Below are 20829 nucleotides of genomic sequence, written 5' to 3'. Positions count from 1 at the left end.
TATTAATTAGAAAATAGTAAAAAGCCATCAATTTATTTGGTGGTTTTTTTATTTTATAAATTCTGCAGAATCATCAAATATCAATACAATAAAATCCTTTCATTCATTACAATCATAACGTGTGTATATATTTTCTAGTAATTCTTAAACAAAATAACTTACCTTTGCCGGCTTAGTTTTTTTAAAATACATACAGAAAATGTCACAAAATAACGTATTAAAGGGAGTCTTTTTAGTTGCTTTAGGAGCTACAACTTATGGAATGCTAGCTACTTTCGTAAAAATGGCTTATGCTGAAGGATATACAACGGCAGAAGTAACAACATCTCAATTTGTACTTGGAATATTGGGCGTTTTAATTATTAATGCATTTCAAAAAGTAAGAAACAAAGAAAAAACAGTAAAAGCCACATCAAAAAACATTGCTAGTTTAATGCTTGCCGGAACTTCATTAGGAATGACAAGTTTGTTTTACTACTTAGCCGTAAAATTTATTCCGGTTTCAATTGGAATTGTTTTATTAATGCAGACGGTATGGATGGGTGTTTTGCTTGAAATGATTTTAGAAAAAAACTACCTTCTAAACAAAAAGTATTCGCCGTTTTTATTGTGCTTACCGGAACTGTTTTAGCTACTAATATTATCAATAATGACATTGTTCTTGATTGGAGAGGAATTGCCTGGGGAATTCTGGCTGCAGCTTCATTTACCACTACTATGTTTACCGCAAATCGTGTTGCAACAGAGATTTCTTCGGCTCAGCGCAGTTTATATATGCTGCTTGGCGGTGCTGTAATTGTATTTACATTTGGATTTTTTACACAAGTCACTCCTTTTAATCTGGCTATTTTCCTTAAATGGGGAATTGTTTTATCGTTATTCGGAACCATAATCCCTCCTATTTTAATGAATTTAGGTTTTCCTCTAACCGGAATTGGTTTAGGAAGTATCGTCTCAGCATTAGAACTTCCGGTTTCGGTTATGATGGCTTTTGTACTTTTAAATGAAACTGTAATCCTTTCTCAATGGATTGGTATTGTTTTAATTATTCTTGCTATCATTATTATGAATGTAAATTTTAAAAGGAAAATTTAAGACTTTTTACACAAAATTAAAAAAATGGTCTTTGTAATGTAATAAGTGTTAATTTTTTTAATAATTTCGTGATAAACAATTATCTATCATGAATTTACCCTGGCATTTATATTTAATGGCGATACTTTATATACTTGCCGGATTAAATCATTTTCGAAAACCAGGAATGTATATTAAAATCATTCCGCCATTTTTTAAAAACCCTAAATTAATAAATACTATAAGCGGAGCTGTCGAAATCATACTTGGCATACTTCTAATAATTTCTTCTACAAGCCATTTAGCTGCTTGGGGAATAATTGCTCTTTTAGTTGCAATTTTCCCTGCAAATCTCTACATGTTTCAAAATAAAAAAGCGAGTTTTGGTTTACCAAAATGGATTTTATTTGTACGTTTGCCCTTACAAATTGTTTTGATTTTTTGGGCATACCTATATACCCTTTAACAATCAAATCTATTAATCTAAATTTATTTTATTATGAAAAAATTGTTTGCAGAGTTCTTTGGAACTTATTGGCTGGTTTTTGGTGGTTGCGGAAGTGCCATTTTTGCTGCTGGATATCCTGAATTAGGGATTGGTTTTGCTGGTGTTGCTTTGGCATTTGGTTTAACAGTTTTAACAATGGCTTATGCCGTTGGTCATATTTCGGGAGGGCATTTTAATCCTGCCGTTTCTTTTGGATTATGGGCAGGTGGAAGATTTCCGGCTAAAGATCTTATTCCATATATTATTGCGCAGTGTATTGGTGCCATTGCCGCTGCGGGAACTTTGTACACTATCGCTTCAGGAAAAGCTGGTTTTATAATAGATAATACCAAAGCCGGAGCCTTTGCATCAAATGGTTTTGGGGCTTTTTCTCCAGATGGATATTCTTTGCAGGCTGCTTTTATTGCTGAATTTATACTGACTTTATTTTTCTTATTAATTATTTTAGGAAGTACAGATAAATGTGCCAACACTAATTTCTGTGGTATCGCAATTGGTTTGGGACTGACTTTAATTCATTTAATAAGTATCCCAATTACAAATACTTCTGTAAACCCGGCAAGATCATTATCACAGGCAATTTTTGCAGGAGGAGAACCGCTTTCGCAAGTTTGGTTATTTTGGGCTGCCCCAATTTTAGGTGCTATTGTAGGCGGATTTATTTATAAAACCCTTTTACAGAAAAACGAAGAAGAAACAAACTAATCAAAATAAAATATACAATATATGGGCTTTTTATATTTTTTGCTTATTGGAGCAATTTCAGGATGGCTGGCTGGTCAAATCTGGAAAGGTGCAGGTTTTGGACTTATTGGTAATATAATTGTCGGGATTCTTGGCGGTATCTTTGGCGGATGGCTCGCTGCAAAACTTGGTATTGGCGGCGGCGGGCTTTTATGGCAGATTTTAATTGCCGTGGGTGGTGCATGGATCTTACTTTTCCTTATCAGCCTGATTAAGAAAGCTTAAAATAATTCAGCATTTTTAAAATTTTAAAGAGAAAATCAAATATATTTATATTCGGTTTTCTCTTTTTCTTTAGGTAAAATCGAAAGAGAAAAGATTCATTTCAACTCAAATCTTAATTGTCATGAACGAAATTATTTCTTATTTCAGCACCATTCCGTCTTCACACCGGAGTTTAATTTTAGTGGGCGGTATTACCCTTTTCTGGTTAATCGAAAATACATTTCCATTGTTTCAAATGCAGTACAGAAAATGGCATCATGCCGGAATCAATATTTTCTTTACCATTACTACAATAGTGGTCAATTTTATTTTAGCATTTATTTTAATGAAAACAGCCAGCTGGACAACCGAAAATAATTTTGGAATTCTACAATGGATGCCCAAAATTCCTGTTTGGCTTTATGCTATTATCGGACTGCTTTTACTAGACTTAATTGGTGCATATCTGGTTCATTTTGTCGAACATAAAATTAAGTTTTTATGGCGTTTTCATATTATTCATCACACAGATACCTGGATTGACACCACAACGGCAAACAGGCATCACCCGGGTGAAAGTGTTATTCGCTTTGTGTTTACAACACTTGGGGTTTTAATTGTAGGAAGCCCGATGTGGATGGTATTTCTTTATCAGTCTCTATCGGTTGTGTTCTCGCAATTCAATCATGCTAACATTTCACTCCCGAATAAACTGGATGTTTTTCTGAGTTATTTTATCGTTTCTCCCAATATGCATAAAGTACATCATCATTACGTTCTTCCTTATACAGACAGTAATTATGGTAATATTTTCTCTGTTTGGGATCGCCTTTTCGGTACTTTTACATCGTTACCAAAAGAAGAATTAATTTATGGAGTAGATACACATATGCTTCCCGAAGAAAACAACCAATTAAAAAATTTGCTGCAAATTCCCTTTCAAAAATCAAGATCGGCAAAAAACCTAAAAAATCAATAAAAAAATATAGCTCGGCGAAACAACTAATTATTTTTTTTATTAATATTGATATATAAAATGAAAATCAATCTATTAATCATTAACCCTACTATTTTGAATTAATTTTCACGAGATGAAAAAGAGTAACCGCAAAGAGTTAAATTGGGAACAAACGGAAAAACTTGTTTCGTTAGCCTTAGAAGAAAAAAATCCATTTGAAATTATAAAAAAAGAATTTGGATTGTCAGAAAAAGAAGTTCTTGAAATCATGAAAAAGAAAATGCCTCTTGAAAAATTTGAGATGTGGAAAAAGAAGGCTATTGCAAATAAACCAAAACCTAAACCAATTAAAATTGATGATTTTGACGAAGACTTGGATGGAAAATATTATATAAAAAATAAATTTGACTAAGATCGAGACTCCTGTTTTTCAGGAGTTTTTTTTATATTTTTAAATTATTGTAACTTTTTTGTGATTTTTAAGTCAAATAGGAATAACTAAACAATATCAAATGAAAAAAATACTTTACACCTTAGCTCTTGCGGTAACTCTTTGGAGCTGTAAAACAGGTAGTTCTTCTGTTTCTCAGAAAAATGTTGTCGAGGTAAACATCAATCTTGTTGATGTAAAAGACGACAAAGTTTTAGTAACTGTAACGCCTCCGCCAATTAAAACGGATGAAATTATCTACAGCATTCCTAAAACAGTTCCTGGAACGTATTCTACTGATAATTATGGAAAATTCTCAGAAGATTTTAAAGCTTATGATGCTAAAGGAAATGCCTTAAAAGTAGAAAGACTAGGCGACAATTCCTGGTCTATTTCTAACGCAAAAACGTTAAATAAGATTACTTACCTTGTAAACGATACTTTTGATACTGAAAAAGGTACCGGATTTGGTAATGATGATGTTTTCTCTCCTGCAGGAACAAACATCAAAGCCGGAGAAAATTTCCTAGTTAACACTCATGGTTTTGTTGGATATTTTCAGGACAAATTAGAAGTTCCGTACAAAGTTACGATTACGCATCCTGAAACACTTTGGGGAGCCACTTCAATGACAGATGAAGATGCAAGCAAAACAAGCGATGTTTTTACTACATCACGCTATGCTGTATTAGTTGAAAACCCAATTATGTATTCTAAACCGGATTATACTACTTTCAACGTAAACGGAATGGATATTTTAATTGCTGTTTACTCTCCTACAGGAAAATTTACTGCAGAAAGTATTACACCGGAAATGAAAACGATGATGACGGCTCAGAAAAACTTTTTAGGTAAAGTAAATGCTAATAAAAAATATACTGTTTTATTATATTTGTCAAGCATGGCAAAAGATGATGCGCACGGATTTGGTGCTTTAGAACACCCAACTGCTACAACTGTTGTACTTCCGGAATCTATGCCTAAAGAAAGATTAGTAGAATCTATGAAAGATGTAGTTTCTCACGAGTTTTTCCATATCGTAACGCCATTAACAGTTCACTCAAAAGAAATTCAGTACTTTGATTACAATGCGCCATTAATGTCTGAGCACTTATGGATGTATGAAGGCGTTACTGAATATTTTGCAAATCTTTTCCAAATTAATCAAGGGTTAATCAACGAAGCAGAATTCTACACTCGTATTGCTGAAAAAATTGAACAGTCTAAAAAATTAGATGATACAATGTCGTTTACAGTAATGAGTAAAAATGTTTTAGAACAGCCTTACAAAGACCAATACTTAAATGTATATCAAAAAGGTGCTTTAATTGGAATGTGTGTTGATATTATCATTAGAGAAAAAAGCAACGGAGGAAGAGGAATTCTTGATTTAATGCACAAATTATCATTAGAATATGGTGTTGAAAAACCATTTAACGATAATGAATTATTTGCTAAAATTACTCAATTAACGTATCCTGAAGTTGGAGATTTCTTAAACAAATATGTTGCTGGAACAACTCCAATTCCTTACGATTTTTATTTAGCTAAGGTTGGTGTTACAAAATCTATTGAAAAGAAAGCTGGTGCAGTTTTCATTAAAGGACAAACGCCTTATATTAAAGTTGATAAACAAACCAAAGAAATTTCTGTTCGCCCTGAAATTGAATTAAACGATTTCTTCAAAAACTTAAATTTAAAAGCAGGCGATATCATTGTATCTGTTAATGACAAAGCTTATTCTTTAGATAACATTTATGAGCTTATTGGTCAGAGTGAAAACTGGAAAGAAAATGATCCAATTACTTTAAAAATAAAACGTGACGGTAAAGAACAAACTATCAAAGGAACTGTAAAATTACCATTTGAAGAAACTGAAACTTTTAAAGCTACTGACGCTTCAAAAGAAAAACTTAGAAATGCATGGTTAAAAGGATAATTCTCTTTTAATTTTTACTATAAAAAAACCGACAAGTGATTGTCGGTTTTTTTTGTTCTTTATGTTTTCAAGCTGAGCGAAGTCGAAGTCCTCACAAGTCAAATCCACAATACTAAGAGCTTCAACTTCGCTCAGCCTGACAATATTGTGTTTAAGATTCTAGTCCTTATTTCTTAACCGGAAATTTCCAGTCAAATTCATCCTTATCGTTGATTATTGCGCCAATTTCAAATTTTACAACTTCTTCAAATTCAGTTTGAAGAATAAACCAATTGTCTTCGTTGAAATAATTTTCGAAAGTATCGAAAGTTTCCTGATTGTATTTTGTAATTCCTTTTGCGGCAAAATCTTTCTTAACATCAGCAATTTTTCTGCCGATTATTTTGAATCCGAAAACCTCTAAATCAGCACTAGAAGCTACTAGATAACCTAATTTTAATTCTTCTTCTTCATAGAATGTCAATCTGATTTTTTGTTTATTATAAACAAAAATCACATTATCATCTTCGTCTTTATAGTTTTTATCAGGTTTCCCAAAAACAGCTGTAACATCGTTCTGCTTCATTCCGAAAAGCAGTTTATCAATTCCTGATTTTAAATTTATTTTCATATTTCGTTTTCTTTATTTGAAGTGCAAATTTCGTGAAGTTTTTTATTGTACCGCCACGAATTCACGAATTTTCTCAAATTTTAATTTTACCTCTTGCAACTGAACTTTCCTTTCTGTCAGGCTGAGCGAAGTCGAAGCCCTTTTTCGTCACAAAAGCCCTTCGACTTCGCTTAGGGAGACAATAATATAACAAATGAAACAGTGTAAACCCGTTTCACCAGTGTTATCCGCGGCCCATCTTAATTTTGATAATTCTTCTTATTCGGTTTTGAACTCATATAAAAAGTAATTTTTCCTCCATTTATAACATCGGCATGTTTTAAAAAAGGTCTAGTAAGTTCTTTTCCATTCAACAAAACCTTACTCACAAACACATTTTTATCTGATTGATTTACGGTTTCGACTTCAAAGTTTTTTCCGTTTTCTAAATTGAAAATTCCTTTTTTAACCAACGGACTTCCTAATGCATATTCATCAGAACCCGGGGCAACCGGATAAAATCCTAAACTGCTGAAAATATACCACGCACTCATTTGTCCGAAATCGTCATTTCCTCCTAAACCATCGGCACCATTTCGGTACATCTTTTTAAGAATCATTCTGATTTTATCCTGTGATTTCCAAGGCGAATCTGTCCAGTTGTACAAATACACAACATGATGAGAAGGTTCGTTTCCGTGAACATAATTTCCGATAATTCCGTCTCTGGTAATATCTTCTGTGTTTTCAAAGTATTTATCCGGCAAGTGCATGTTGAATAACGAATCTAAACGAATTTTAAATTTCTCGTTTCCGCCCATCATTTTAATCATATCGGCAGGATCTTGCGGAACGTACAAACTATAGTTCCAAGAATTTCCTTCAATAAATCCCTGTCCGTGTGTATCAAGCGGATCAAATTCTTTTTTGAAAGTTCCGTCGTTTAATTTCGGACGCATAAATCCTGTTTTCTCATCGTAAACGTTTTTATAATTCTTTGATCTTTCGATAAATTCATTATAAATATCTGTTTTTCCTAATTTCTTAGCCGCCTGCGCAATCGCCCAGTCATCGTAAGCATATTCTAAAGTTTTAGAAACTGATGAACCGTTTTTATCTTCGGGAACATATCCTTTTTTCATATAATATTCCAATCCATCGAAATAAGGAACTTTTGCCGTATTTACGCAAGCTTGAAGCGCCTTTTCTACATCAAAATTTACATTTCCTTTTACAATTGCATCGGCAATTACAGAAACAGAATGATACCCAATCATACACCAGTTTTCATTGGCATAATGCGACCAGATTGGCAGCATTTTATGAACACTTTGGTCTGAATGTGCCAGCATTGAGCTTATCATATCGGCATTTCGGGAAGGCTGTACAATGTTAAATAATGGATGTAAGGCTCTATAAGTATCCCAAAGTGAATAACTTGTGTAGTTTTTAAAGTTTTCTGTCTTATGAACATTCATATCCAAACCTTTATAATTTCCATCGAGGTCCATGTATTCTGTTGGTCCTAAAAAGGCATGGTACATTGCCGTATAAAAATTTACTAAATCTTCTTTTTGAATGGTTTCAATCTGAATTTTATTTAATTCCGTATTCCAGATTTCCTGACTTTGTTTTTTTACTTTTTCAAAATCCCAACCCGGAATTTCTTTTTTCATATTTTCTAAAGCTCCGGCAGAACTTACAGGAGACAAAGCCATTTTAATTTTGATTTTTTCACCTTCGTTTGTATCAAAATCAAAAAACAATTTTAGGTTTTGTCCTGCCATTTCAGGAAAATTTTTCGTTTGATCAAATCTTCCCCAAAAACCTCTGTAAACACTTTTTTCAAGTGCCGCTTGTCCGTAACTTTTTATTGGTTTACTAAAAGACATTGCAAAATAAACCGTTCTGGTTCTTGCCCAGCCGTTTGTCTGGCGATAACCTGTTATTAGAGTATCGTTTTCTACTCGTACAAAAGTCCAGACATTTTTTTTATCGTAATTGTAAATTCCTGAAGTTAAATCGAGAATAATATGTGCTTCATCAGATTTTGGAAAAGTATATTGATGCATTCCAACTCTGGTTGTAGCTGTCAATTCAGCTTTGATATTATGATCTTCGAGAAGTACACTGTAATAAGCAGGTTCTGATTTTTCTGTTGAATGCGAAAATGCCGACCTATAACCTGATAATGGTTTTGAAGCAACTCCGGGATTTAACTGCAGTTTTCCGGTTGTAGGCATAATTAGAAAATCTCCTAAATCAGAATGTCCAGTTCCGCTAAAATGTGTGTGACTGAAACCTACAATTGTTTTATCTTCATATTGATATCCTGCACAATATTTATAAACTTCTCCATTGTATTTTCCGTTTAAACCGTATGCAATGGTATCAGTTTCCGGACTTAATTGCACGCTTCCAAATGGTACTGTTGCTCCCGGATAAGTGTGTCCCATTTTTGCTGTTCCAATCATTGGATCAACATATTGGATTAAATTTTTAAGATTATTTTCTTTTTTCTGGGCATTTATCTTTGCTGTAAAAGCAAACATCAAAACTCCTAAAGCTGTAATTAATGTAGGTTTTTGTAAAATATTCATCAGGTATTTTTCTGTAATTGTTTCGTTCAGAAAATTACGATAAAATATAATTTTAAACTAATACCAACCGGATTAAAATCCGTTCATCGATTTTAAACTGGATAAAATCCAGCCCTACAATATGAATCGAGCCTGACGGCTCTTTATATTGATTCTGTTGAGTTGGTTGGTTCTGAAAAAAATAATCCATTGAAATTATACACACTAAAAGAGTTCCGAAGAGACGGTTTATATTGTAGAGCTGGATTTCAATCCTGTTTAAAATAGATCAGCTCTTTACAATAATTATGCTCAATTCGTTGATCTTTGGAAAAAATGTGATTGATTAAATTTACAAGACGTCTTATATAATTCATTTAAACTGGATTAAAATCCAGCCCTAAAATATGAATCGAGCCTGACGGCTCTTTATATTGATTCTGTTGAATTGGTTGGTTCTGAAAAAAATAATCCATTGAAAATTATACACAATCAAAAAGAGTTCCGAAGGAACGGTATATATTGTAGAGCTGGATTTCAATCCAGTTTAAAATAGATCGGCTTTTTTAAAGTTTTTGCTTTAGATTTTGTTTTACTTCGTTAAACCATTCGTTTCTTAAGATACTTAAAACGATAGAATCACGACGAACATTTTGATCACGTGTTGGCATATTACTTCTTAAAACACCTTCCACTTTACAGCCAATGCTTTTCATTGCGGCGATACTTCTTTCGTTATTATTATCGGCACGAAATTCTACACGTTCCATTCCAAGGGTTTCAAAAGCAAATTGAAGTAATAAAAATTTGCAATGTTTGTTTAATCCTGTTCCTCTAAAAGCAGATCCGTACCAAGTATAACCTAATTGCAATGTTTTAAAATCAAGATTGATATCGTAAAAACGGGTTGAACCAGCGTATTTTTGAGATTTTTTGTCGAAAACAATAAATGGAAATTCTTTTTGTTTATCTCTTTCCTTTATTGCCAGTTGAATATAGTTGATCAAATTCTCTTTTCCTTCTGCTCCAACCAAAGAATATTTCCAGGTTTCTGGTTCGTTGATCGAAATTTCCAATAAATTTTCTACGTCTGATTCCTGAAGCGGACGTAATAAAACGAAATCGTCTTCTAAAATTATATTGTCTGTGAAGCTGAAATTTGAAGTTTGGTTCATTGGTTTATTTCGGTTAATTAAATATTTCCAAACATTTTGGCTGTAAAATATAGTCCCTACGGAACAATGTGAAACTTATAAATAATTATATCTACCGATATTTAATCTCTACGAGATATTTACTTTGAATATTTTACTCGTTTAGGGATAAATTGGTAACAAAAAAATAAAACTACCAATATTTTAATCTCTACGAGATATAAATACAATATGTACTCCGTTAGGAGTATAATATCGGTAGAAAAATAATAAACCCGAAAAAAAATGTCCAGTAGAGACTATATTTTTCGCAAAATTTCACAAAATCACTCATTCATTTCATCATAACGTTCCGGAACTTGCGGATCGTAAAGCGGACATTTGAATTCTTCCATTATGTCTACTAATTTATTCATTGTTTTTCCTTCTGTTCCGTAGCAGTCAATTTTTACACTTTGAGGAGTCGTAATTACCTGAAATGCGCCTTTTCCTTTTGGGTTTTTCCAGCTGTTTTCATCCACTCTTTCCCAATCAGAAAATACAGAATTGATTCTATTTACGATTACTTCTGTTTGAAGAACAGCCAAACCTTCAACTTCTTGTTTTTCTACAAGTGCTTCATAAACTTCCTGATTATTCAGGTAAATTTCGTCCAGATATCTCCAAAAAAGTAATTCGTACATAGTTAAATATTTTTAAACCATATAAGTGATATAAGAAAATATAAATTCTTTCTAATCGAAAGCTGCCATCAAAAAAGGCTTCGACTTCGCTCAGCCTGACAATCTAAATTAAAATGAACTTATATCACTTATATGGTTATTTTTTAATAGTTGAAAGTTCCGTATTCGCTTGAAATAGTAAGTTTTTTAGCATCAGCTGCTTCTACTCTACCTACAATTTGTGCATCAACATTAAATGATTTTGAAATTTCAATAATATCCTGTGCAATGTTTTCAGGAACATAAAGCTCCATTCTGTGTCCGCAGTTGAAAACCTGATACATTTCTTTCCAGTCTGTTTTTGATTGCTCCTGAATTAACTTGAACAATGGCGGAACCGGAAATAAATTATCTTTTATAACGTGTAAATCTTTTACGAAATGTAGAATTTTAGTCTGCGCGCCGCCGCTGCAGTGCACCATTCCGTGAATATCGTTTGGGGTGTATTTATCTAAAATTTTCTTGATAATTGGCGCGTAAGTTCTTGTTGGAGAAAGTACTAATTGTCCAGCGTTTATCGGACTATTTTCAACTTCATCCGTTAAATTAACCTGACCAGAATAAATTAATTCTTCAGGAACGGCTGCATCGTAGCTTTCTGGATATTTTTTAGCCAAATATTTTCCGAAAACATCATGACGTGCAGAAGTAAGTCCGTTACTTCCCATTCCTCCGTTATAACCTTTTTCATAAGTTGCTTGTCCAAAAGAAGCCAAACCAACAATTACGTCACCTGCTTTAATATTAGCATTATCTACAACATCAGCACGTTTCATACGCGCTGTTACTGTAGAATCTACAATAATAGTACGAACAACATCTCCAACGTCTGCCGTTTCTCCTCCAGTTGAATGAATGGTTACACCAAAAGATTTTAATTCGTTGATTAATTCTTCTGTTCCGTTTATGATTGCTGAAATAACTTCTGCTGGAATTAAATTTTTATTTCTTCCAATAGTTGAAGAAAGCAAAATATTATCTGTTGCACCAACACATAATAAATCGTCAATATTCATGATTAAAGCATCCTGAGCGATTCCTTTCCAAACTGAAAGATCTCCGGTTTCTTTCCAATACATATAAGCCAAAGATGATTTTGTACCCGCTCCGTCAGCATGCATAATTAAGCAGTGATCGTTGTCCTGAGTTAAATAATCAGGAACAATTTTACAAAATGCCTGTGGAAATAAACCTTTGTCAATATTTTTGATAGCGTTATGTACGTCTTCTTTTGATGCCGAAACACCTCTTTGTGCATATCTTTTGCTAGAATCTGAACTCATGAAAATTAGTTTGTGTTGATGTGGTGCAAAGATAATCCCTTTTTTTAATTCTTTGGCTTATTCAAATATAGGTTTCGAAAAAAATCAAATATTTTGATATAAAAAAACCTGTCTTATAAAAGACAGGTTTATAAATTGGGTTTCAAAAAACTATTATTTTGTAAATAATAATTCTCTGTATTTAGTTAAAGTCCAGCTTTCGTCATCAACTAAAAGTTCTAGCTTATCGCAGTGATTACGAATATCTTCAAAATATGGTTTTACATTATTACAATACGCTTCGGCCATTTTTTGAGCATCTGTTAACTGATTTGCTTTTTTCCTTTCGTTGGTCATCGCCAGAACTTTAGAATTAATTCCTTCAATATGACCTGAAATTTCTTTAATTAAAACAATCTGTTCTCTTGCAATAGTTTCAAACTCTTTTCCGAAGATTTCTTTTAATCCTTTTACATTTTCGATTAATGTATTTTGATAACGAATTGCCGTTGGAATTACGTGATTTCTCGAAATATCTCCTAAAACTCTTCCTTCAATCTGGATTTTTTTAGTGTATTCTTCTAATTCAATTTCGTAACGCGCTTCGGCTTCAACATGATTAAAAATTCCTAATTCAGCAAATAAGTCTAAAGCTTCTTTCGAAACTTTGGCTTTAATGGCTTCAGGTGTTGTTTTAAAATTACTTAAACCTCTTTTCTTAGCTTCTTTTTCCCACGCTTCACTGTATCCGTCGCCTTCAAAAAGGATTTTTTTAGATTGTTTGATGTATTCTCTTAAAACATTAAAAATTGCATCGTCCTTTTTCATGTCTTTCGACTCGATCAGGTTTTCTACTTCATTTTTAAAATCAATTAATTGTTTCGCAACAATCGCATTTAAAGTTGTCATTGCGTTCGAACAGTTTGAATTTGAACCAACAGCTCTAAACTCAAATTTATTTCCTGTAAAAGCAAAAGGCGAAGTTCTGTTACGATCTGTATTATCTAATAATACGTCTGGAATTTTTCCAACAACGTTTAATTTAAGATCTGTTTTTTCTTCTGGCGAAAGTTTTCCTGTCGTTACACTTTCTAATTCAGATAAAACTTTTGTTAACTGCGCTCCAATAAATACCGACATAATAGCTGGCGGCGCTTCGTTTGCTCCTAACCTGTGATCATTACTTGCTGTTGCTATAGACGCTCTTAAAAGAGTTTCATTATCATTTACCGCTTTAATGGTATTAATAAAGAAAGTCAAAAACTGTAAATTGCTCATTGGCGTTTTACTCGGACTTAATAAGTTAACTCCTGTATCTGTCGCCAATGACCAGTTGTTGTGCTTTCCTGATCCGTTTACTCCTTTGAATGGTTTTTCGTGAAATAATACTTTAAAATCGTGACGTTCTGCTACTCTCTGCATTACATCCATTAATAAAGAGTTGTGGTCTACAGCTAAATTTGTTTCTTCGAAAATCGGAGCCAGCTCAAACTGATTTGGTGCTACTTCGTTATGACGTGTTTTTACCGGAATTCCTAACAACATACATTCCTGTTCTAAATCTCTCATATAAGTAAGAGCGCGGGTTGGAATTGATCCAAAATAATGATCGTCTAACTGTTGTCCTTTAGCAGAAGTATGTCCTAATAAAGTTCTTCCTGTCATCATTAAATCCGGACGAGAATTTGCCAAAGCTTTATCAATAAGGAAATATTCCTGCTCCCATCCTAAAGTCGCAGTTACCTTTTTTACGTTTTTGTCAAAATAACGACAAACTTCTGTAGCCGCTTCGTCAATTGCAGATAATGCTCTTAATAAAGGAATTTTATTATCTAAAGCTTCACCTGTATAAGCAATGAATACTGTTGGAATACATAAAGTTGTACCATATATAAATGCCGGAGAAGTCGGGTCCCAGGCTGTATATCCTCTTGCTTCAAAAGTATTACGGATTCCGCCGTTCGGGAAACTAGATGCATCCGGCTCTTGTTGTACCAATTGCGCGCCGCCAAATTTTTCTACTGGATCACTTCCGTCATAAGACGTTTCAAAAAATGCGTCATGCTTTTCTGCAGTCGTTCCTGTTAATGGCTGAAACCAGTGTGTATAATGTGTAACACCTTTAGACAACGCCCACTCTTTCATTCCCATGGCGATATAATCTGCCAGTTTTCGTTCTATCTTCGTTCCGTGTTGAATGGCATCTCTCACTCCTTTTAAAGCATCTGAAGTTAAATACTGCTTCATTGCTTTCTCATTAAATACATTTGATCCAAAAAGATTCGATTTTTTATCTATTTCTTCAAAGTGTACCGGCTTTCTTGTAGAAGCTTCTTTTAAAGCTTGGAAACGTAATGTTGACATTGTATATAATTTTAAAAATTCGTAATAATTTTCATTAAAAAATGAGGAACAAATATAAACAATTAAAGTCCCTGTTTTATAGATAAAATTGAGAATTTTGGACAATGATTTTTCAACAGAAGAGGCTTTTTATAAAGAATAATGATTGCGATATAAAGAAATATAACAAAAAACCTCAGTATTATTCATTAAATAAACATTTTTTCATAATTCCTTAACCTTAAAATTCAAAAACTTGCCTTTATTTTTACGAATTTATTTTTTTAACCTATAAAAAATTGTTCTTTTTAAAATATACCCCTATCAAAATTGCGCTTCTCTAAAAAATTATAGTTCACTAAACAAAATAGCCCCCTAATTTTTAGGACTAAAAAAATAAATCTATATTTGACCCAGCGAAAAAACAAAAAAAATAAATTTATATTATTATGGCTAAAATTAAGTTAGAGTACATTTGGTTAGATGGATACGAACCAACTCAAAATCTTAGAAGTAAAACTAAAGTTGAAGAGCACGAAAATTTCAAAGGAACATTAGAAGAACTTGGAAATTGGTCATTTGATGGTTCGTCAACTAAACAAGCTGAAGGTGGTTCTTCTGACTGTCTTTTAGTTCCAGTTGCAATTTATCCAGATCCAACTCGTATCAATGGATGGTTAGTAATGTCTGAAGTTATGTATGCAGACGGAACACCACACCCTTCTAACGGAAGAGCTACAATTGATGATGAAGATGATGATTTCTGGTTTGGTTTCGAACAAGAGTATTTCATCATGGATACTAAAACTCAACTTCCACTTGGTTTCCCAGTTGGAGGATACCCTGCTCCACAAGGGATGTACTACTGTTCAGTAGGTGGAAAAAACACACACGGAAGAAAATTAGTTGAAGAGCATGCTGATTTATGTATCGCTGCTGGAATCAACTTTGAAGGAATCAACCAAGAGGTTGCTTGCGGACAATGGGAATTCCAATTATTCGCTAAAGGAGCTAAAAAAGCCGGAGATGAAATCTGGGTTGCTCGTTACTTACTAGACCGTCTAACTGAGAAATATGGTTACTATATTGAATATCACCCAAAACCTCTAGGAGATACAGACTGGAATGGTTCTGGAATGCACGCTAACTTCTCTAACTCTGTTCTTAGAACTTGTGGTTCTCAAGAAACTTATGAGAAAATCTGTGAGGCTTTCCGTCCTGTTACTAAAGAGCACATCGCAGTTTACGGAGCTTACAACGAGCAGCGTTTAACTGGTAAACACGAAACTGCTTCTATCAACGATTTCTCTTATGGAGTTTCAGACAGAGGATGTTCTATCAGAATTCCTTTGATGACAGTTCAAAAAGGATGGAAAGGTTGGTTAGAAGACAGAAGACCAGCTTCAAACGGAGATCCATACAAAATTGCTGCTAGAATTATCAAAACTGTTAAATCAGCGCTATAATTCAAAGCTTAAATTATATTCTAAAAAGTGCCAGTATTTATTTACTGGCACTTTTTTTATATTTAAATTCCTCGTAAACCCGACAGGTTTTAAAAACCTGTCGGGTTATTATCTCCAACTTTGTCAAAGTTTAAAACTTTGACAAAGTTCCACCCCCTCAACTCAAAATTCACAATTCACAATTAACAATTATTACCAATACCTTTCTTATAATTAGTTTTAAAATTAAAGTTCAAAACTTATCTTTGTAGTTAATTAAAAAAAACCATTATGATAGTCTGGACTCTCTTTTTACTTGCTGTAGTTTTTATTCTTGCTTTAGACCTTGGTGTCTTCAACAAAACACCACATATTATTAGTACTAAAGAAGCCAGCAAATGGACATTGATTTGGGTAACTTTATCTTTTCTTTTCTCCGGAGTAATCTATTGGCTTTATACTACAGATTATATTGCAAATCCTGACGGCCTGAAACCTGCCGTGGCTTCAATGAAGTTTATCACAGGTTATTTAATCGAATTATCTTTAAGTGTTGATAATATCTTTGTAATTGCCATCATTTTTGCATCTTTTAAAATTCCGCAAAAATATCAGCACCGTGTTTTATTCTGGGGAATTCTGGGAGCAATTGTTTTCCGCGGATTAATGATTTTCTTTGGTGTTATGCTAATTAATAAATTTAGCTGGACAACTTATCTTTTTGGAGCATTCTTAGTATTTACTGCTATCAAAATGTTGTTTTCTGGAGAAGATGAAGATTTCAATCCGAAGGATTCTTTTGTGTACAAAACATTAGGAAAAGTGATTCCGATTACGTCTCACATGGAGCATGAGAAATTTTTCATTTTAACCGAAAAAGGAAAAAAAGCTGCTACTCCGCTTTTCGTTGCTTTGATCGTAATTGAAGTTATGGACGTTTTATTTGCTGTTGACAGTGTTCCGGCGATTCTGGCCATTACTTCTGATCCGTTTTTAGTATTTAGTTCTAATATTTTTGCGATTTTGGGATTACGTTCTATGTATTTCTTTTTAGCAAATATGCTGGCAAAATTCAGTTTCTTAGAATACAGCCTAGTTGCTATTTTAGCTTTTGTTGGATTAAAAATGCTGCTTCACGAATGGATTCACGTTCCAGAATGGGCTTCTCTTGGATTTATTGCTCTTTCACTTTTAGTTGGAATTTTGGTTTCTCTTAAATTTGGAAAAGAAAAAGAACTTACTGATTCTGATTTATAATCGTTTTAAAAAATATTAGCATAAAAAAGGAAATCTTTCGATTTCCTTTTTTTTATATAAAACTAATTATTTAAAACTATTCCTATTTTTTAACAATAAAATATAAGATAATACATATTTAAAGTATATTTTTATCTCATTATAAACCTTAAATTTTTATCATGAGAAAAAATTACATTTACGCCATTCTTATTTTTTTACTAGCCTTTACTTCTTTTGGGCAAAAAGTTACGCTTACTCCTACTACTGTTAATGGAGCCGCATACGGAGGAAATGGAATTAACCTTGGAGGAACGCCATATTCCAGTATTTCTTTAAATGTAAAAGTCGAGACACCAACTGTACCAGACAACAACGGAACCGTTACCGTTTATGTTGTCAACAATTTAAGTGCTACAGTAGCCATTGGAGGGAGCAGCTTACCTTTATATTTTGGTGGAGGAAAAACAGCTTCACAAAGTTTCACAATTAATATTGCCTGGGGCAATATTTCTTCTTTAGGCGGTCAAATTTATGCCGAATACAAAACAAGTGGTAATGTAACATACAAAAGTGCTTACATAGCTGTAACAAAAGGTTCAACAATGAATGGGGGAAGCCCGCAGGCTCCTGCAGACGCACCTGATCCTACTAAAATTGCTAACACTTTATGTTGCAACCAAACGGTTAGACTTGGTGATAAACCTGCACTAATAACAGGTTCACAATACGCAAATCCTTATCAAAACGAACCTTACGGGATTAACTCTTCCTGGGAAGCAAAAGGAAATGGAAGTGTAAGATTTAAAAATTTCGATAATATCAATAAAACATTAGACATTGATTATGTAACTGCAAGTGGAAATTTTACAGTTACAAGAAGCCTTGGCTACAATTCAAGCAATGATAAACCCAATAAAAGTAATGCGGTAACTATTACAGTTGTTCCTTCTCCAATATTAAGAAATTCGATATCATCTAGTTTACCCACAAACTCAGAAGGATTTATCGAACAATCTAGCTTAAAAAAAACTACAATTTACGGCTTAAATTCAGTAGTAAATTTAAAAGTTCTACAAGATCCTTTTTATGTTATACAACCAAGAGATCCTGGTGTAAATGTTGATTCTTACAAATGGGAATATACTACTACTGGATCTGGAACTTACGTAAAATGGACTACTATCCCTAGCGAAAATTCCGCTAATTTGGATTTTTCAGATCCATCTCAACTTTCAAATTTCGAAGACACATACTATTTAATTAGAAGAATAGCTATTTATCAAAACATCACCCAAATAAGTAATGAAATCAAAATCTTAGTAAGAGGCTTACGTTTTAATAATACAATTTGTTGTGACCAAATTTTAAAAATTACACCTCCTTCTACATTTGAAAGCCCTCAAATAATCAAAGGATCTACAGCTATTGTTGATGCACCAATTCAAGAAGGTCAGAATTTCACAGTTAATTCAATAACTTATCAGTGGCAAAGTCAAAGCATTGAAAACAATTATCCTAGCTCACAATGGATTGACATTCCAAATGCCACTTCTAAAGACTACCTGCCTTCACAGTCACTTATTGTAAGCTTTAACCAAAGAGGCGGTTATAGTTTTGAAAAAACATATAAATATCGTAGAATAGTTAAAATAAATTATTCAGTAGTTACAAAAGTATTAATTACTACAACAGCAACTAGCTACAGCAATGAAATTTCTTTAGATGGTACCGTTTCTCAAGCTTATATCCAATTATATCCAAACCCAGCTTCTTCCACTTTAAATATTGAATGCACAGCAGATATAACTAATTCAAAAGTTACAATTTCTAACATCATGGGAAATATAGTAAACTCAAATAATTATTCTGTTTTGAGCCCTAAATTGATAAGTATAAACGTTGCAAGTTTACCAACTGGAACATACTTTATCACAATTGAAAATGAAAATTTAGGCATTGTTCAGAGAACATTTATTAAGCAATAAATTCATATTTAAATAAAAAAAGGAAATCTTTCGATTTCCTTTTTTTTAACTTTTTAAACTTCTTAGTTCAATTTCTTAACATTGCTATCATCAATATTATACTTCTTGATAACCGCATTATAATCTGAATAATCAGCTTTATTAGCAGATTTATTATAAACTGCACCAGGAATAATTACCACTCTAAATGTTTTATTTGTTATAAAAGAAGCTGGCAATGTATTCAATGCAAAATCAGAATCTATGAAAATGGAAAATTGATCATACGAGAAAGAAAAATTGTATTGAGCTGTTCCATTAGGAAAATAATACACTTGTGGCAAAAGAGCCCAAGTATCTATTCCATCATTAGTATTAACTAATTCATAAACCAAAATATTATCAGTATTTGCTATAACAGGATTAAGTTCAAATGTTCTACCATAATCATTAGCACTAGTAAAGCTAAAAGTCACTTCAAAAATCTCATTAACATAACCTGGATCTCCTTTATCACCATCTCTTCCCGGAGGCCCTTCTGGCCCTTCACAACTAGTAAATGCCATTAATCCAACAACTGCGAATAACGTAAGTATCTTTTTCATAATATATTTTTTTTAAGTTTATAAAAGCATTCCAAAAACCAAACCAAAAATTTTGTTAAACGGGTTTTGAAATAAAATTTCTAATTATTTTTTTGCAACAACCTGATTCTTAAATAGGATTTTGCTAAAAAATAATACATGGTAAGGTAGTGAATTTTCCCAATATTCCCAAGTGTGCGCTCCCGGACGTTCAGTATAATCGTGTTCCACCTTATTATAAACTAGTCTTCGGTGTAATTCTCTGTTAGGTTCAATTAAAAAATCATCGACTCCGCAATCAATAATTAAAGGCAGTTTGTTCGCTTTTATTTTATCCAGCATTCCCATAACAGCATGCTGTGCGTATAATTCAGAATTATCACTTCTATCTCCAAAAACAGGCTGCATTAATTTTACTACCTGTGCCGACGATTCGCGATTGAGCATTGTACTCATATCTACTGCCCCGCTCATACTTCCGGCAGCGCAGAATAAATCAGGATGTCTGGCTGAAAGATACAAAGCACCGTGTCCGCCCATAGAAAGCCCTGTTATTACCCTTCCTGATTTATTAGCAATCGTTCTATAGGTTTTATCAACTTTTTGAACTACTTCCTGCGTGATAAATGTTTCAAACTGACTTTCTTTATTTACAGGACTGTCCAGATAAAAACTGAAACTTTCGCCTTCCGGCATTACAATAATTAAATTATATTGATCTGATAAATTTTGAACTAATTTTTTATTGGGCGTATTTTTTAACCAGTCGCTAAAATGGCCGTAAGCTCCGTGCAGTAAATATAGTACCGGAAAAGCTGTTTTACTTTTTGCATAAGAATTTGGAAGTACCACAGCTGCTTTGTAGGTTTTATTCATGGCGGCACTGGCAACTTGTAAGGTATCTACTTTTGCCGCGTATGACATTGACGAAACACACAGAAAAACAAAGAATACTAAAATTTTAAGGTTTTTCATTTTGATAGTTTTTTTTCGATTAAAGGAATGTAAATATACCTTTTTTCTGAACAAACTATATTAAAATGATTTTCAAGTCGTAAAAAAAATAGCCACGAATTCACGAATTTAATTTA

General features: G+C 33.0%; 17 protein-coding genes and 1 pseudogene. 10 read left to right on the top strand and 8 right to left on the bottom strand.

Annotated features, from left to right (window positions below):
* The first annotated feature begins 199 nt into the window (after positions 1-199).
* The 7 genes and pseudogenes from ABDW27_RS19355 (at position 200) to ABDW27_RS19325 (ending at position 5857) form a co-directional block, all read left to right on the top strand.
* Positions 200-1095 (top strand): annotated as a pseudogene (locus tag ABDW27_RS19355) (DMT family transporter).
* 88 nt (positions 1096-1183) lie between these two features.
* Positions 1184-1540 (top strand): DoxX family protein, encoded by a 357-nt coding sequence (locus ABDW27_RS19350; RefSeq protein WP_343697382.1) that lies wholly within the window; start codon positions 1184-1186, stop codon positions 1538-1540.
* Between the two features lie 33 nt (positions 1541-1573).
* Positions 1574-2287 (top strand): aquaporin Z, encoded by a 714-nt coding sequence (gene aqpZ, locus ABDW27_RS19345; protein ID WP_343697381.1) that lies wholly within the window; start codon positions 1574-1576, stop codon positions 2285-2287.
* Positions 2288-2308: 21 nt separating this feature from the next.
* A complete protein-coding gene (locus ABDW27_RS19340) occupies positions 2309-2551 on the top strand; it encodes a GlsB/YeaQ/YmgE family stress response membrane protein (RefSeq protein ID WP_343697380.1) in 243 nt (80 codons plus the stop codon).
* A gap of 121 nt (positions 2552-2672) precedes the next feature.
* On the top strand, positions 2673-3509 hold the full coding sequence (locus tag ABDW27_RS19335) for a sterol desaturase family protein (protein WP_343697379.1): 837 nt from the start codon (positions 2673-2675) through the stop codon (positions 3507-3509).
* Positions 3510-3621: 112 nt separating this feature from the next.
* Positions 3622-3900 (top strand): DUF2805 domain-containing protein, encoded by a 279-nt coding sequence (locus ABDW27_RS19330; protein WP_343697378.1) that lies wholly within the window; start codon positions 3622-3624, stop codon positions 3898-3900.
* Positions 3901-4000: 100 nt separating this feature from the next.
* Positions 4001-5857, top strand: coding sequence for a PDZ domain-containing protein (locus tag ABDW27_RS19325; protein ID WP_343697377.1), 1857 nt, complete (start codon positions 4001-4003; stop codon positions 5855-5857).
* Between the two features lie 166 nt (positions 5858-6023).
* Here the strand turns inward: ABDW27_RS19325 and ABDW27_RS19320 are convergent, their stop codons facing one another.
* From ABDW27_RS19320 to ABDW27_RS19295, 6 genes are all read right to left on the bottom strand, one after another.
* Positions 6024-6467 carry a hypothetical protein gene (locus ABDW27_RS19320; RefSeq protein WP_343697376.1) on the bottom strand — a complete coding sequence of 148 codons (444 nt, stop codon included), beginning with the start codon at positions 6465-6467 and terminating at the stop codon, positions 6024-6026.
* Between the two features lie 239 nt (positions 6468-6706).
* Positions 6707-9046 (bottom strand): GH92 family glycosyl hydrolase, encoded by a 2340-nt coding sequence (locus ABDW27_RS19315; RefSeq protein WP_343697375.1) that lies wholly within the window; start codon positions 9044-9046, stop codon positions 6707-6709.
* Positions 9047-9591: 545 nt separating this feature from the next.
* A complete protein-coding gene (locus tag ABDW27_RS19310; protein WP_343697374.1) occupies positions 9592-10200 on the bottom strand; it encodes a GNAT family protein in 609 nt (202 codons plus the stop codon).
* A gap of 305 nt (positions 10201-10505) precedes the next feature.
* Positions 10506-10862, bottom strand: a complete 357-nt coding sequence (locus ABDW27_RS19305) for a hypothetical protein (protein ID WP_343697373.1) — start codon at positions 10860-10862, stop codon at positions 10506-10508.
* Between the two features lie 143 nt (positions 10863-11005).
* Positions 11006-12184: an AIR synthase related protein gene (locus ABDW27_RS19300; protein ID WP_343697372.1), complete on the bottom strand. Its 1179-nt coding sequence runs from the start codon at positions 12182-12184 to the stop codon at positions 11006-11008.
* Positions 12185-12337: 153 nt separating this feature from the next.
* Positions 12338-14527, bottom strand: a complete 2190-nt coding sequence (locus ABDW27_RS19295) for a glutamine synthetase III (protein WP_343697371.1) — start codon at positions 14525-14527, stop codon at positions 12338-12340.
* A gap of 428 nt (positions 14528-14955) precedes the next feature.
* Here ABDW27_RS19295 and ABDW27_RS19290 point away from each other — a divergent pair, with 428 nt between their 5' ends.
* From ABDW27_RS19290 to ABDW27_RS19280, 3 genes are all read left to right on the top strand, one after another.
* Positions 14956-15972 carry a glutamine synthetase beta-grasp domain-containing protein gene (locus ABDW27_RS19290; protein WP_132990016.1) on the top strand — a complete coding sequence of 339 codons (1017 nt, stop codon included), beginning with the start codon at positions 14956-14958 and terminating at the stop codon, positions 15970-15972.
* Between the two features lie 270 nt (positions 15973-16242).
* Positions 16243-17208, top strand: coding sequence for a TerC family protein (locus tag ABDW27_RS19285; RefSeq protein ID WP_343697370.1), 966 nt, complete (start codon positions 16243-16245; stop codon positions 17206-17208).
* A 161-nt stretch (positions 17209-17369) separates the two neighbouring features.
* The gene (locus ABDW27_RS19280; protein ID WP_343697369.1) at positions 17370-19175 is read left to right on the top strand and encodes a T9SS type A sorting domain-containing protein; all 1806 of its coding nucleotides are present in this window, start codon (positions 17370-17372) and stop codon (positions 19173-19175) included.
* Positions 19176-19237: 62 nt separating this feature from the next.
* On the opposite strand, the gene ABDW27_RS19275 is transcribed toward ABDW27_RS19280, so the two are convergent.
* Together ABDW27_RS19275 and ABDW27_RS19270 are read right to left on the bottom strand one after the other, a co-directional pair.
* A complete protein-coding gene (locus tag ABDW27_RS19275) occupies positions 19238-19759 on the bottom strand; it encodes a hypothetical protein (RefSeq protein ID WP_343697368.1) in 522 nt (173 codons plus the stop codon).
* Positions 19760-19843: 84 nt separating this feature from the next.
* Positions 19844-20713, bottom strand: a complete 870-nt coding sequence (locus ABDW27_RS19270; protein WP_343697367.1) for an alpha/beta hydrolase-fold protein — start codon at positions 20711-20713, stop codon at positions 19844-19846.
* Positions 20714-20829 lie beyond the last annotated feature (116 nt).

Source organism: Flavobacterium sp. (genome assembly GCF_039595935.1).
Classification (GTDB): Bacteria; Bacteroidota; Bacteroidia; order Flavobacteriales; family Flavobacteriaceae; genus Flavobacterium.
Note: the sequence above shows the minus strand (reverse complement) of the source record. Positions and strands in the feature narration are given on the sequence as shown.

What these genes read in the sequence shown, in the direction of transcription:
- ABDW27_RS19280 (WP_343697369.1), top strand. Translation starts at nt 17,370, where the DNA reads ATGAGAAAAAATTACATTTACGCCATTCTTATTTTTTTACTAGCCTTT.
- ABDW27_RS19325 (WP_343697377.1), top strand. Translation starts at nt 4,001, where the DNA reads ATGAAAAAAATACTTTACACCTTAGCTCTTGCGGTAACTCTTTGGAGC.
- ABDW27_RS19315 (WP_343697375.1), bottom strand. Translation starts at nt 9,046, where the DNA reads ATGAATATTTTACAAAAACCTACATTAATTACAGCTTTAGGAGTTTTG.
- ABDW27_RS19330 (WP_343697378.1), top strand. Translation starts at nt 3,622, where the DNA reads ATGAAAAAGAGTAACCGCAAAGAGTTAAATTGGGAACAAACGGAAAAA.
- ABDW27_RS19285 (WP_343697370.1), top strand. Translation starts at nt 16,243, where the DNA reads ATGATAGTCTGGACTCTCTTTTTACTTGCTGTAGTTTTTATTCTTGCT.
- ABDW27_RS19295 (WP_343697371.1), bottom strand. Translation starts at nt 14,527, where the DNA reads ATGTCAACATTACGTTTCCAAGCTTTAAAAGAAGCTTCTACAAGAAAG.
- ABDW27_RS19320 (WP_343697376.1), bottom strand. Translation starts at nt 6,467, where the DNA reads ATGAAAATAAATTTAAAATCAGGAATTGATAAACTGCTTTTCGGAATG.
- ABDW27_RS19300 (WP_343697372.1), bottom strand. Translation starts at nt 12,184, where the DNA reads ATGAGTTCAGATTCTAGCAAAAGATATGCACAAAGAGGTGTTTCGGCA.
- ABDW27_RS19305 (WP_343697373.1), bottom strand. Translation starts at nt 10,862, where the DNA reads ATGTACGAATTACTTTTTTGGAGATATCTGGACGAAATTTACCTGAAT.
- ABDW27_RS19340 (WP_343697380.1), top strand. Translation starts at nt 2,309, where the DNA reads ATGGGCTTTTTATATTTTTTGCTTATTGGAGCAATTTCAGGATGGCTG.
- ABDW27_RS19310 (WP_343697374.1), bottom strand. Translation starts at nt 10,200, where the DNA reads ATGAACCAAACTTCAAATTTCAGCTTCACAGACAATATAATTTTAGAA.
- ABDW27_RS19335 (WP_343697379.1), top strand. Translation starts at nt 2,673, where the DNA reads ATGAACGAAATTATTTCTTATTTCAGCACCATTCCGTCTTCACACCGG.
- ABDW27_RS19275 (WP_343697368.1), bottom strand. Translation starts at nt 19,759, where the DNA reads ATGAAAAAGATACTTACGTTATTCGCAGTTGTTGGATTAATGGCATTT.
- ABDW27_RS19290 (WP_132990016.1), top strand. Translation starts at nt 14,956, where the DNA reads ATGGCTAAAATTAAGTTAGAGTACATTTGGTTAGATGGATACGAACCA.
- ABDW27_RS19350 (WP_343697382.1), top strand. Translation starts at nt 1,184, where the DNA reads ATGAATTTACCCTGGCATTTATATTTAATGGCGATACTTTATATACTT.
- ABDW27_RS19270 (WP_343697367.1), bottom strand. Translation starts at nt 20,713, where the DNA reads ATGAAAAACCTTAAAATTTTAGTATTCTTTGTTTTTCTGTGTGTTTCG.
- aqpZ (WP_343697381.1), top strand. Translation starts at nt 1,574, where the DNA reads ATGAAAAAATTGTTTGCAGAGTTCTTTGGAACTTATTGGCTGGTTTTT.